This window comes from Prevotella sp. oral taxon 317 str. F0108, from assembly GCF_000162415.1.
Classification (GTDB): Bacteria; Bacteroidota; Bacteroidia; order Bacteroidales; family Bacteroidaceae; genus Prevotella; species Prevotella conceptionensis.
This window is the reverse complement of sequence record NZ_GG740074.1, coordinates 58,708-72,225: the sequence shown is the minus strand read 5'-3', so window position 1 is coordinate 72,225 and position 13,518 is coordinate 58,708. Positions and strand designations below refer to the sequence as shown.

Sequence of the window (13,518 nt, the reverse complement as noted above, 5' to 3'; positions counted from 1 at the left end):
GGGGCTGCAAGCGCGAGCCCGAAACTTGCCCTTTGCCCACTTAAAAACCATTATTAATAGAGCGACATGCCCATAAATCATTCCCTCAAACCATCTTTTGCGCTGCGTACCCTTGGTCGTTACGGCCTTTGTGCGGCGCTTTTGCTTTTTGCTTTCTTGCTGTCTGGCACGGCTAAGGCCGAGAAACAGCCGGTAGATTACGTTAACGCCTTTATCGGAACAACCAATTTCGGCACCACAAACCCAGGTGCTGTGTGTCCAAACGGCTTGATGTCGGTAGTGCCTTTCAACGTGATGGGCTCCGCCAACAACAAGTTTGATAAGGATGCGCGTTGGTGGTCTACACCCTACGAGTACCACAACATCTACTTCACAGGCTATTCTCACGTCAACCTTAGCGGCGTTGGCTGTCCCGATTTGGGTTCGTTGCTGCTCATGCCCACAACAGGTAAGCTCGAAGTAGACTACAAAGCGTATGGCAGTCCTATGATGATGCAAAAGGCATCGCCAGGTTATTACACCAATTTCCTACCTCGTTACGATGTGCGCACCGAGGTGACGGCCACCCCGCGCACCTCGATGGCGCGTTTTTGGTTTCCCAAAGGCAAGAGCAACATCTTGCTTAACCTGGGCGAAGGACTGACAAACGAGTCGGGAGCGATGGTTCGCCGTGTGAGCGAAACCGAATACGAGGGCGTGAAACTGCTGGGAACGTTCTGTTACAACCCACAAGCCGTGTTCCCCATTTATTTTGTTATGCGCGTAGACACCAAGCCAACGGCAGCAGGATATTGGAAAAAACAACGCCCCATGACGGGAGTTGAGGCCGAATGGGATAAGGACAACGGCAAATATAAGCTATACACCAACTACACGAAAGAGATAGCTGGCGACGATGTTGGTGTGTATCTCAACTTCGATAGCCGTGGCAACGAACCCGTTGTAGTACGTATGGGCGTATCGTTTGTTAGCATGGCCAATGCCCGCGAGAACCTCGATGCCGAACAAAAGGGCAAAGATTTCGACACGATAAAGGAAGAAGCGCGCAACGCTTGGAACAAAGACCTCTCGCGAATAGAGGTGGAAGGCGGAACAGAAGACCAGCGAACGGTGTTCTACACGGCCCTTTACCACGCCTTGTTGCACCCCAACGTCTTGCAAGACGTTAACGGGCAGTACCCAACACTTGAAACGGGCGAGGTGAAAACCATGCGCGAAGGCAACCGTTACACCGTGTTTTCGCTGTGGGACACCTATCGCAACGTGCACCAACTGCTTACTTTGGTTTATCCCAACCGCCAACGCGACATGGTTCGCACCATGATAGACATGTATCGCGAGCATGGTTGGCTGCCCAAATGGGAGCTATACGGTCGCGAAACCTATACGATGGAGGGCGACCCAGCCATTCCCGTTATCGTAGACACGTGGCTTAAAGGGCTACGCGGCTACGACATCAACACGGCATACGAGGCTATGCGCAAGGGCGCAACCACTCCTGGCTCCCAAAACTTGCTTCGTCCAGACAACGACGACTACCTTTCGCTGGGCTATGTGCCGCTGCGCGAACAGTACGACAATTCTGTTTCGCACGCGTTAGAGTACTATATCGCCGACAACTCCCTCTCGCGCCTAGCCAACGCCTTGGGAAAGAAAGCCGATGCGCGACTGTTCTACAACCGTTCGTTGGGTTATCGCCACTATTATAGCAAAGAATACGGCACATTCAGGCCCATTTTGCCCAACGGCAAGTTTTATTCGCCCTTCAATCCCAAGCAAGGCGAGAACTTCGAGCCTAGTCCGGGCTTTCACGAAGGCAACGCTTGGAACTACACTTTCTATGTTCCGCACGACGTAATGGGGCTTGCCAAGCTGATGGGTGGACAAAAAAACTTTGTGGAAAAGCTGCAAATGGTGTTTGATAAGGATCTATACGACCCTGCCAACGAACCCGACATTGCTTATCCGCACTTGTTTTCGTACTTCAAAGGCGACGAGTGGCGCACGCAAAAAGAACTTCATCGGCTGATGGCTAAGTACTTTAAGAACGCGCCCGACGGCATACCAGGCAACGACGACACAGGAACGATGTCGGCATGGCTCGTGTTTAACATGATGGGCTTTTATCCCGACTGCCCCGGCAAGCCTGCCTACACGCTCTCTTCGCCCGTGTTCAACCGCGTAACCATTCACTTAGACAAGGAACAATGGGGACGCAACGAGTTGGTTATCGAGGCAAAACGTCAACTGCCCACCGACATTTTCATCAACGCCATCACTCTTGGCAGCAAGCCATTTAAAGGCTATCGCGTGTCGCACGAAGAGCTTTTGAAGGGTGGCAACCTAACGTTCGAACTGAAAAGCGAACCATCTCGTTAGGTCGTTTATGACGAGAGAAGGGAAAGGTGAAAGGATGAAACAATGGCTGCACCTACTAATTGGTCAACTCGTCAACTCTTCATTTTAACAACATGTTTGAGTTGACGAGTTAACAAATTTACCAATCAACAGGCATTCGGTTTACTAATTAAACAGCTTGTAACCAAAGTAGACTGTAAATTCCTTATAAAGAAACATACTCAAAAGATAACAACCTATTTGTTTTTTCACTAACTTTGCATTACTAACACTGATGAACCAAGAAGAGAGCATGAACCAAGTCCTACAAATCACGGGTCGGATATGTGGATAATGGCACCAATAGTTCAAAAACAGGTTCAGTTGAAACACCTAAAAAAGAAAAAGAATTATATACATAATACACAGAGGTCGAAGAAGATTGTCATGAATTTATAGAGCCATGTGTCATAAAAACATCAGGTATCAACAATGGTCGGTGACTTATTTTCTGCAGAAGAACAAAAAGGAACTATATATCATTACATACCATTCTCTGAATTTGTCGATATTTCTTCAAAGAATCTAAACTATGAATATAGTATTGCTGCCGACGATTTGGATGGGGAAATATCTATAAATCCCGTTCACACCGATAAGAATCCCTTCAATTCAACAACCTATTCAGGTCGTTCAACGGTGTACTCTGTTCACAGTCATGTCAACATGCTCCCCCCATCACCACGAGATTTAGAACAGATTTGCAATATTGCAGCAGACTTTCAAGGACGACCAAAATATAAGGCAACAATGGTATACATTCCACAAGATTCTAGTTTCTATAGTCTTGTCATTACAGATAGGGACAAGGCTGCAAAACTTAGTGAGAGATTAAAGGGAGAAATTGATAACAACAACTCGTTTGTAGAAAAAGGAATCTTCCAAGATTTGCTTACAAAGAACAAATGCAGTTATGAAAATCTCAATAAAATAGATAAAGAGCTTATAAAGTTAGCCCTTGTTATTAAACTTATGGACGGTGGAATTAGCATTGTAAGGCATTCGCGTAAGCATGGAAAGGCAACTCAAATTTATGATGTTAGCCCACTGAAAACGAAAAGAGGAGTAAATATTTACAAACCAATAAAATGCCAATGATATGAAGCGATTAATATCAATAATGTGGTTGTTGGGCTTTTTGTCATTCAACCTTTTTGCTCAGAAAGAAAAGAGCGAACAAAACGCTGCACTCGAAATAGCAAAATATCTTGTTGAAGAAAGGCGAGTCTTCTATGGTAAGCCAGCAGAGTTTTTGTATAAAGAGCTTAAGAGAAGAAAATTTCCTATCAAGCACATGTCTACTATGTCATCGGGGCTTTGGGGAGCAGAACGTGCAAGGGGAGTGGTATTCTACAATTATTCTTCAACAGAAATCGACACTTTAAATCCTAATGTCGTAATACTTGAAATTAGGTTAGACATGAATGTCGATGATCATGAGTTTTGGCAAAGCATATCGAACACGGACGACTGGATGGAGCAGATTTTAGAGAAAACAAAGGGTTATGGCGTTGACGAGATCGAATACAGAGTAAAAAGAATATACCCTAATGAGTGGAAGAAAGTGGAATTTAAGAAATCTTCTGAAGAATAGAACTCTCAGAAGAAGGAAAAGCATCAACTTTTAGTCAGGTTTCATTGCAGTCTTCTTCATCTTCCAAGAGTTTATTGCACCTAAACTTCATGAGCATAAATCAACGGAAGTCTGTTTTATCGGGTTTTGAAAATGCTTTTAAAGCATTTTCAAAACCCGATAAATAGTTAAAATAGCTAGTTCTGGGCCTTTCCTTTCCAAAAAATAAGCATAGACACAGCTTTTCGCTATAAAACGAGAATGAGCAGAGCTAAAAGAACAACAATACTATGATAAAACGTATATAGTGTGGCAAGCCAAATGCTGCAATAAACTTGTCTAGATGTAATCGTAAGCATACCATAGTGATAGGAATATTAACAGATACACATAAAGACCGTTTTGTATAGCCATATATGCTTTTTTACCTGAGCAAATGTATAATTGTTGTCAAAATCGTAGAGTAGTATGTATGCTGCCCCCATAAAGACTGCTGATTGCTCGATAATTGTCACTTCTCATCTGACACATTATAAATCTGACAAGCCAAGATAATTGCAACCCATCTACAACCAAACAAGGCAACTTTATTATAAGCATGATAGGTTTTATACCAACGTATGCCTAGTTATTTTTCTCTTCTTCCTCCTTCCTATCTTTCTCTTGCGGCAAGCAAAGGTTAAGGGTTATACCCACAATAGCCGATAAGCCGATGCCGCTAATGGCGAAGTTGCCGTAAGAAAGCACGGCACCGCCGATGCCCATAGTGAGCGTTACGGCAATGATAATGATGTTGCGCGTTTGGTTTAGGTCTACTTTATTGCGCATCAGGTTGAGCAAACCCACGCTGGCAATGGTGCCGAAGAGCAACAACATGATGCCACCCAGCACGGCTTGGGGAATACTTCGCAACAACGCACTAAGCTTACCGATAACTGAGAACACGATGGCCGTGGCTGCGGAGATACGTATTACGGCAGGCGACGTTACTTTGGTGATGCTCATTGCACCCGTAACTTCCGAGTAAGTGGTGACGGGAGGGCCTGCCAATAAAGCACTAGCAAGACATGCAGCACCGTCGCCCAAAAGCGTGCGATGCAATCCTGGGTCTTTGGTAAAGTCTTTATCGGCCACAGCACCCACCACATACACGTCGCCGATGTGCTCTATCACAGGCGCAATGGCCACGGGAATCATGAAGAGTAAGGGTTCCCAGCTAAATTGCGGCAACGAAAAATGAGCCAAACTAGCAGGTAGGGCGAACCATTGGGCGTCTATCACTGGCTGAAAATCTACCTCATCCATGAAGAAAGCCAGCACATAGCCCACCGCAATGCCGCTAACCACTGGCACAAGTTTAAGCAGTCCGCGCCCAAGGGTTAGCACCAAGATGGCCGTTACCAGTGATGCAAGCGCCAAAATCCAATTGGTTTTGGCCATGTCTACCGCTGCCGACGAGAGCGAAAGGCCGATAAGGATGATTACAGGACCGATAACTACGGGCGGGAAGAGCTTGCGGAGCAGGCGTTTGCCTTGCCAACGCACCAAGGCACTCATCACAAAGTAGACTAACGAAACGCCAACAAGGCCCGCCAAGGTGCCAGGCATGCCCCATTGTTTGCTGGCTGCGATGATGGGAGCGATGAAAGCAAAGCTCGAACCAAGAAAAATGGGAACCTTACCTTTCGTTAAGAAATGAAAGATAAATGTTCCCAAGCCTGCTGTGAGGAGCGCAGTTGAGGGGTCGAGCCCCACAAGTAACGGCACTAATACCGTTGCACCGAACGCCACAAAGAGAAATTGAACGCCAACGACTATGCGTTTGCTTGCTGTGAGTTGTATTTGTTCCATTATATATTGATGTTGTTCGCATAAGAGAAAAAGGGTGAAATGGGCTGCACACTGCTGCGGCATGGCCGCCGATTATGCGCTGTCGGTCGCCAAAAACTGGCCTGTAACAGCGCATGGGGCTGGCTTATACGGCACCGCAAGGCAACTTTCTTCACCTCGATTGCACGTTATCCATTGCAAAGTTAATACATTTCCAGCATTTTTGCGTACATTTGCACAAACGGCAAACTTAATTATTTTGAATAAGCGAATGGCAAGAATAAAACTAGGAGATTATAACCAACTAGAAGTTGTAAAGGAAGTGGAGTTTGGCATGTACTTAGATGCTGGCGATGAGGGCGAGGTGCTTTTGCCCAAGCGTTATGTGCCAAAGGGCTGTAAACTGGGCGATAAGCTTGATGTTTTTCTTTACCTAGACCAAGACGAACGCCTTGTGGCCACCACCGAAACACCGCTGGCCAAGGTGGGCGAGTTTGCTTACTTGCAAGTGTCGTGGGTTAACCTGCACGGTGCTTTCTTGAATTGGGGACTGATGAAAGACCTCTTTTGTCCGTTTAGGGAGCAAAAGCAGCACATGGAGATTGGCGAAAGCTACGTGGTGGCCGTGTTTATAGACGAAGAAAGCTATCGCATAGCAGCCTCGGCAAAGGTTGAACACTTCTTCGCCACCGACTTTCCACCATACTGTTCGGGCGACGAAGTAGACCTGTTGGTATGGCAAACCACCGAACTTGGGTTCAAAGTGATTGTCGATAACGCCTATCCAGGACTGGTATATCGTTCGCAAGTGTTCCGCCCATTGCATGTTGGCGACCGTCTTCGTGGCTATATCATGGGCGTAAGACCCGATGGAAAGATAGACGTGAGCTTGCAACCACAGGGACGCAAGCAAACAATAGACTTTGCCGAAACACTTTTGCAATACCTAAAAGACAACGGCGGATTTTGCGATTTGGGCGACAAAAGCCCTGCCGAAGACATTAAACGCCGTTTCGAGGTGAGCAAAAAGGTGTATAAAAAGGCTGTGGGCGACTTGTACAAACGTCGTTTGATAACGATAGAAGAAGGCGGCGTGCGGCTTGTTCAAGGTTAGGCTGTACGCCCCCTTCTTGCCCTGCGCCTTTGCATTAAGCCCTTTTCTTGCTGCTATGGCTGGGCTTTCGCAAGATGATGTAGCCTACAATTCCGCCAAGAATTGATGCCGCGAAGATGCCAATCTTAGATTGTATGGCATGTTCGGGCGAGGTAAAGGCGAGCATGGTGACAAACATCGACATGGTGAAACCTATGCCCGCAAGAAATCCTAGACCCAGAATGCGCTGCCAAGTCATTCCGCGCGAACGTTTGCCAAGCCCCAATCGCTCGGTAATCCATACGGCGAAGACAATGCCAGCAGGCTTGCCAACCAGCAAACCGGCCAAAACACCAATGGCCACACCATTAGAAAGCACCGCGCCGAAATCTAAATCAACAAACGAAACGCCTGCATTGGCAAGGGCGAAGATGGGCATCACCACGAACGAAACAAAGGGATGCAAGCCATGTTCGAGCTTTTGCAGGGGCGGAATGGCCCTAGACGAGTCGGCTTGCACGCGTGCCAGTATCTCCACTTGTTCGGGTTCGAGGGTTCGCACGTCGTTGGGGGCGGCGTTTTCGAATTGTCGTGTCAGTTTTTTAATGCGTGCAATGAAGGCTGCCTCGGGTATTCGTGCATCGGCAGGAATAACCATTGCGGCCAAAACTGCTGAGATAGTGGCATGAATGCCCGATGTTAGGAAGGCCACCCACACGCCGCCAATGCCCAACACACCATAAAACCACACGCTTTTTATGCCCAAGCGGTTGCCTGCAAGCATCACGGCCAGCACCACAAAGCCAATGACTAAGCTGGCCAATGAAATTTCGGTGGTATAAAATAGGGCGATGATGACCACCGAACCGAGGTCGTCGACGATGGCCAGCGTGGTAAGAAACACCTTGGCCGACATGGGAACGCGATTGCCCAAGAGTTGAAGTACGGCCAAAGCAAAGGCAATATCGGTGGCCATTGGTATTCCCCAGCCGTGCGCAGTGGGGGTGCCTGCATTGAATAAAAGGTAAATGGCGGCGGGGAAAAGCATGCCGCAAAGGGCTGCAACCACGGGAATAGTAACCTTTCGCAGGTCGCGAAGCTCGCCCCCGATGAACTCGCGTTTCAGTTCTAGCCCCACAACGAAGAAGAACATCGACATCAGTCCGTCGTTAATCCAATGCTCTAAACTGAAATCAAGATAGTTTTGTCCGTTTACCGAGAACCCGAAATGATGTTCAAGAAAATGGGTGTAGGTATCGCGCAGGGGCGAATTGGCCAACACCAAGGCCAACAACACGAAGATGCCAAGCACAATTCCGCTTGAACGTTCGCGGTGAAGAAACTGCAAAGTGGGTATGACAAGTCTGTTTTCTAACTCTTTTTGATAATGTTGCCTCATTTGTTTTTTATTGAAAAATCTAATGAACTAATGGTGCGTTTCATTGTTGCGCGTTGGCAATGTGATGCCTTGGGCAACTAATTTGAAAAGAAAAACCTGTTTTTCTTATTGCCGAACGCAGCTTAACTTATGCAAAAGTACGAAAAATAATGCGTTTGGCGAAGTGGCCAAAGCATGTTTTTTGAACGTTTTCGTTAAGCCAAATGAGCAACGTCGAGCTTGCTCGAACATTGCCATGGCGAGAAAACGCACTTTTCGAGGAACGAGAAAAGAACGTTTTCGTTAAGCCAAATGAACAATGTCGAGCTTGCTCGGACATTGTCATGGCGAGAAAACGCACTTTTAAGAGGAACGAAAAAGAAACTTTAATATGAAGTAGTCTTCACTTTTAACCCCAATCAGTTTATCAGAGCCTGTGCAGATTTTGTGTGTTGTTGAGCATATTGCCTGCCTTATTTTTGAGGGCGTAGCGGGCAACGTCAAGAGAAGATGATAGATTACTTCTTCGTTTCCATGCTGCTGTCTACGTTGCCCATGAGCAGCCTGTGACGCAATCGCTCGTGTTGTTAGCGTACGTGCTTCGCATGCTGTTTACCGTGTTCGCGTAAACAATACAATCGTTTTTGTCTAGTTTTCGGTGCGAAATTTAACATTATGAGTGCCCTTTCAGGCAACCAATCGCTCACCTTGCCGCAAAAAAACGATTCTTGCGGAGGTTGGTTTTGGTGCTAAAAAGGGGGTGGCAAGTGAATGTGGGAAATGAATTTTTATTTAAAGAAACCGCCATTTGCAGCTGTTTTCGGGCTATTTGTTGCTAAATTTAGTGTAATATGCTGCTAAACGTAGTGCGTTTTGGTGCTAAATGCAGTGCGTTTTGCTGCTAAATGCAAGGTAAAATGCTGCTAAATGCAGTGCGATTTGCTGCTAAATGCAAGCCGTTAAGCATAAAAATAACACTGCAATTGCATAAACATAACCTTTTCGAGCCCTGTTTTTATGGCTAGAAAGGGCAAAATGGCCATTAAAAAGTGGGGTTTTAGGGGCAAAAAGCGTGTTTTGGGGCGTTAATAATAATGAGTTGGCAACCAATCTAGAAAGGCAAAATGGTGCTAAATGCAGGTTGTGTTCTTAAAAACAGACAAACAGAAAGGTGTGAAAGGTTAAAAATAGTGGCATTTTACCTGCTTTTTGATCCATATTTGCGCTAGAACGGAGAGAAAATTTGCGCGGAGTTGTAAAATAAAAAATAACGATTTAAGTTTTTGAGTTTGTAAGTTTTTGAGTTTGTAAGTTGATGTGTTTATCAGTTTGTAAGTTTTTGAGTTTGTAAGTTGATGTGTTTATCAGTTTGTGAGTTTTTGAGTTTGCAAGTTGATGAGTTTATAAGTTTGTGAGTTTATAAGTTTTTGAGTTTGTAAGTAAATGAGTTTATAATTTTTTGAGTTTCTGAGTTTGTAAGTTTGTGCGTTGATGTGTTGCTGAGTTGTTGAGTTTTCGTGCGTTCATAACCCAGTGAGTTTGTTTGTGCTGCACTTTGTATATGAGAAGGGTGCTTGTTTTGTGTTGGCATTACAAAGATAATAAAACACCCTACATTTGTAGAAATATTCAAAGTCAACCCACGCTCTATTTGCGAATGTCAGCTTAAACGTGTAATTTTGCAGCTAAATAACAGAAACATGACAAACAGTGAACATACACTTTGGCAGGTGGTGAAAGGCTACTTCAACGCCCTGCCCGACAAAGAGAACGAGAAAGAAACCATCAAACAGATAAACAGCGGTGTTATTTTCCACGGTGCAAACCTTTGGGTGCTAATCTTTGCCATCCTCATTGCATCGCTTGGACTGAACGTTAACTCCACGGCCGTAATCATCGGTGCCATGCTTATCTCGCCATTGATGGGTCCTATCATTGGTATGGGCTTGGCAGTGGGCATCACCGACTTGGAGTTGCTTAAACGTTCGGCCACACATTACCTCGTGGCAACGGTTATCAGTGTGATTACGGCCACGCTTTATTTCATCATTACACCGCTAACCGAGGCGCAATCTGAACTTCTTGCCCGTACGTCGCCCACGCTTTACGATGTGCTCATCGCCCTCTTCGGTGGTGCGGCAGGTATTTTGGCGCTTTGTACAAAGGGTAAAGGCAACGTACTGCCGGGTGTTGCCATCGCCACAGCCTTGATGCCGCCGCTGTGTACGGCAGGTTATGGACTGGCCGTTGGCAACCTTTCGTATTTCTTCGGGGCGTTTTACCTGTACTTCATCAACACGGTTTTCATCGCCCTAGCCACGTTCTTGGGGGTGCGGATGTTGCGGTTTAAACGTAAGGACAGTGTGGATGCAGCGCGCTTGGCCGTTGTTAACCGCTATATGATAGGCGCAGTGGTGCTTACGATGCTGCCCGCCGCCTACATGACCGTGCAAATTGTGCGCGAGAGTGTGCAGGAAAACGCCATCTTGAAGTTCGTTAAGGATGAGTTTGAGACGAAGGGCGCACAAATTATCTCGCACAAGATAGACGATAAGAGCAGTTCGCTGAACATCGTAACCGTGGGAAAACGCCTTACTGAGGCGGAAATAACGGATGCCCGAAGGCGTATGGAGGAGTATAAGTTGGAGCAGTTTAAGCTGAACGTGATACAGGGTACGCAGACGGATAGCCTAATGTTGAGCCAAATGCTCAACGTAAATGGCGGTGCATCGCAGGCAAAGAACACGAAACTTTTGGAGCAGGCTTACGAAATACAGGCGTTGAAAGCCAAAAACCGAAAGTATGAACGCCTGCCAAAATTGGCCAGCGACATGCGTACGGAGATACAAGCCGTTTGTCCGCAAACCACAAGTATCAGTCTGGGCAACGTTGCCGAGGCCCGCGTTGACACAACGGCCACAACGCAATATGTATTGGCCGTTGTTGACTGCAAGGGGAAACTGTCGCCAACGGACAAGAAACGATTGCACCAATGGATGCGTGCAAGGCTTAAAGTGGATAGCCTTCGGTTGGTAGTACAATAAGAAAAGGCGTTGCCTATGCCACGTATTGCGCGTGGAAGGCAACGCCTTAATGTTTTGTTTTAACAGCTGTTCGGCGGCCTACACCATTATATGCTGATGGTGAAACCTGCCGAGAAAGCGAACTTTTCGGGGTAAACGCCTAAGTTGCTGCCTATGGTTATGGTCTCGAAGAAGTTGTATTGCACTGAGCCGTATACGCCGAACACCTCGCCGAAGTTATAGCGCACGCCCGTTTGCAAGGACATGGTTTTGGTACTAAGTATCGGGCCTACGTAAATGTCGAAGTTATCGGGTAGCTTTAACACTTCCATGAAATGGTAGTTTAGATAAATGCCGAGGTCGGAAAAGTCGTAAAACCTAGACTCTTTCTCGCCTTCGTCGTCCTTATAGCGTAGCGTGGTGAACTTTGCGCCATACGAAAGAAAGTCGTTGATGCCTTCTTCGTAGCCTATTTCAACTCCATGCCTGCCGCCTACATTGGTGTAGCCGAGGTATATCTTACTGTCGTCGCTGCCGTCGAATGCTTGTGCAAAGAGTGGTGTTGCCGAGCAAAAGGCAAGGAGTAGGGCTGCAAACAGACGTGCAAGCCCTTGTGTGTTGCGTGTTGTTTTCATGTGTTGTGCTTATTTAATGGTGTATTTGGTGATTGAGAATACCTTGCGGCGTTCGCCGGTGTTGTGGTTTTTGATGATTTGCCTGCCGTAGACGATGAAGTTTTTGCCGTACCAGTGCAGCGTTCCAGAGTATCTCATCTTCTTAACATCCTCGTCTTCGTTGTCTGTTTCAATCATTTCCGACTTGCGTTCTTGTGCCACTTCGCCCGTTTTGTTGTTGAAAAGCTTAGAAACGAGCATCTTATCGTCGGCATAAACAAGGTCTACATCGTTTTTCTTAATGCCAGCCGAGATAAAGCGCTTTACGTACATGGGCTTTTGTCGGGGGCGCATTTCAAAGCAATTGTCCCAAAGTAGGTTGCAGTCGGCATCGAACTTGGCCAGCACGGCGTGGGTGTAGGCATAGCCGTTAAACTGGGTTACCATTACCGTTCCGGCCCAATAGGTTACGTAAGTGGGATAGAAGGCCTCGCCAAGATAAAAGTAATCCTTGCCGTCGGTCATGATGCCGTGCGATGCGATGTTGTATTTCAGGCTGTATTCCTTACCAGCCTTTTCGGCTTTTTCTTTCTTTCGTTCTATCCTGGCCTTGCGCCTGTCGCTCATATAATCGGTGAAATTCTTCAAGTCGAGGAAGTTAACGAACCGCTGTTTCTTAATTTGCCAGTTTTCCAGCTGTGCAAAATAGATGCCTTGCGCGCCGCCTTTCTTGCTCTTGGTGTAGGTTCCAGTCATGAAATACTTGTTGTTGGCCTTAGAAAGCGATGCCGAAAGCAGGTCTTGGTCGATGTCGGTGGTGAGGTTGGTAATGCCCAACTGCGTGCCGTTGAAGTCTACGCGTGCCAAGTAAAGTTCGCGTTCGCCCTTTACAACGGCGTAGATGATGTTGTCGAGAATGGTGTTTTGCAGTATAAACACCTTTCTATCTCTTACGCCGGGTATGTGTATGTCGGCAAAACGGCTTTCACCTGTGTTGAGATCTACAATGCCAATGCGCTCCAAACGTTTCTGCGTGGAGCTGAAAACCAGCTTACCATCGTGTATAACAAGGTCGCGCATGCTGGCTTTGCGTGTGTATTCGCTGTCGGTGACCTTTGTTTTGTGGTCTTTCGTGTTGAAGGCGTACACCGAGAAAGCCCCACTTCGGGCGCGCAAAACGGTGTAGTTGACATCGTTGTTGAAGGTGCAACTGTAGAAATACAAGTCGTCGTCTATCAGCGTTGAGTCGGTAAAAAGGGGTTTGAGGTCGGTAGAGAGGTACTCGGTTTTGAAGTATCGCTTGCCTTCATCGGCCTTTTTGGCAAACGAATAGACAATAAGTCCACGTTCGCCAAGGGGTGCAACCACTTGGTCTTCATAGTCTCCGCGGTGCGGATACTCAATTCTTGCTGTTACTTGTGCCATTGCCGAAAGCAGATTTAGGCACATGGCCAAAGCCATTAAGGTAATTGTTTTCATATCGTTATCGTTTTGTTGGTTTGTTTTCTTAGTGCCTTCGCGCGGTGGGCGAAGTGTGTTTGTTCGGTATCCGTTTGCACAAAAACGGCGTGTCATGGCGTGTTGGGCTGTTTCTTTAACCTTTTGTTGGC

Annotated in this window: 9 protein-coding genes; 5 read left to right on the top strand and 4 right to left on the bottom strand. The window is 46.6% G+C overall.

Annotation, left to right across the window (positions count from 1 at the left end; all coding sequences use genetic code 11):
* Positions 1 to 66 precede the first annotated feature (66 nt).
* The 3 genes from HMPREF0670_RS09775 (at position 67) to HMPREF0670_RS09765 (ending at position 3,991) form a co-directional block, all read left to right on the top strand.
* Entirely contained in the window at positions 67 to 2,379 is a 2,313-nt protein-coding gene (locus tag HMPREF0670_RS09775) for a GH92 family glycosyl hydrolase (protein WP_232213897.1), read from the top strand.
* Between the two features lie 450 nt (positions 2,380 to 2,829).
* Positions 2,830 to 3,495: a hypothetical protein gene (locus HMPREF0670_RS09770; protein ID WP_009230993.1), complete on the top strand. Its 666-nt coding sequence runs from the start codon at positions 2,830 to 2,832 to the stop codon at positions 3,493 to 3,495.
* A 1-nt stretch (position 3,496) separates the two neighbouring features.
* Positions 3,497 to 3,991: a hypothetical protein gene (locus HMPREF0670_RS09765; RefSeq protein ID WP_044078103.1), complete on the top strand. Its 495-nt coding sequence runs from the start codon at positions 3,497 to 3,499 to the stop codon at positions 3,989 to 3,991.
* Between the two features lie 603 nt (positions 3,992 to 4,594).
* On the opposite strand, the gene HMPREF0670_RS09760 is transcribed toward HMPREF0670_RS09765, so the two are convergent.
* Positions 4,595 to 5,821 carry a uracil-xanthine permease family protein gene (locus HMPREF0670_RS09760; RefSeq protein WP_009230991.1) on the bottom strand — a complete coding sequence of 409 codons (1,227 nt, stop codon included), beginning with the start codon at positions 5,819 to 5,821 and terminating at the stop codon, positions 4,595 to 4,597.
* 250 nt (positions 5,822 to 6,071) lie between these two features.
* Here HMPREF0670_RS09760 and HMPREF0670_RS09755 point away from each other — a divergent pair, with 250 nt between their 5' ends.
* Positions 6,072 to 6,914: a S1 RNA-binding domain-containing protein gene (locus tag HMPREF0670_RS09755; protein ID WP_009230989.1), complete on the top strand. Its 843-nt coding sequence runs from the start codon at positions 6,072 to 6,074 to the stop codon at positions 6,912 to 6,914.
* 34 nt (positions 6,915 to 6,948) lie between these two features.
* Here the strand turns inward: HMPREF0670_RS09755 and nhaA are convergent, their stop codons facing one another.
* Positions 6,949 to 8,292 carry a Na+/H+ antiporter NhaA gene (gene nhaA / locus HMPREF0670_RS09750; protein WP_009230988.1) on the bottom strand — a complete coding sequence of 448 codons (1,344 nt, stop codon included), beginning with the start codon at positions 8,290 to 8,292 and terminating at the stop codon, positions 6,949 to 6,951.
* A 1,679-nt stretch (positions 8,293 to 9,971) separates the two neighbouring features.
* Here nhaA and HMPREF0670_RS09745 point away from each other — a divergent pair.
* Positions 9,972 to 11,315 carry a DUF389 domain-containing protein gene (locus tag HMPREF0670_RS09745; RefSeq protein ID WP_044078102.1) on the top strand — a complete coding sequence of 448 codons (1,344 nt, stop codon included), beginning with the start codon at positions 9,972 to 9,974 and terminating at the stop codon, positions 11,313 to 11,315.
* Positions 11,316 to 11,401: 86 nt separating this feature from the next.
* On the opposite strand, the gene HMPREF0670_RS09740 is transcribed toward HMPREF0670_RS09745, so the two are convergent.
* Both HMPREF0670_RS09740 and HMPREF0670_RS15330 read right to left on the bottom strand, forming a co-directional pair.
* On the bottom strand, positions 11,402 to 11,929 hold the full coding sequence (locus HMPREF0670_RS09740; RefSeq protein WP_009230986.1) for a DUF6646 family protein: 528 nt from the start codon (positions 11,927 to 11,929) through the stop codon (positions 11,402 to 11,404).
* Positions 11,930 to 11,938: 9 nt separating this feature from the next.
* Positions 11,939 to 13,387: a hypothetical protein gene (locus HMPREF0670_RS15330; RefSeq protein ID WP_052296879.1), complete on the bottom strand. Its 1,449-nt coding sequence runs from the start codon at positions 13,385 to 13,387 to the stop codon at positions 11,939 to 11,941.
* Positions 13,388 to 13,518: the final 131 nt, after the last annotated feature.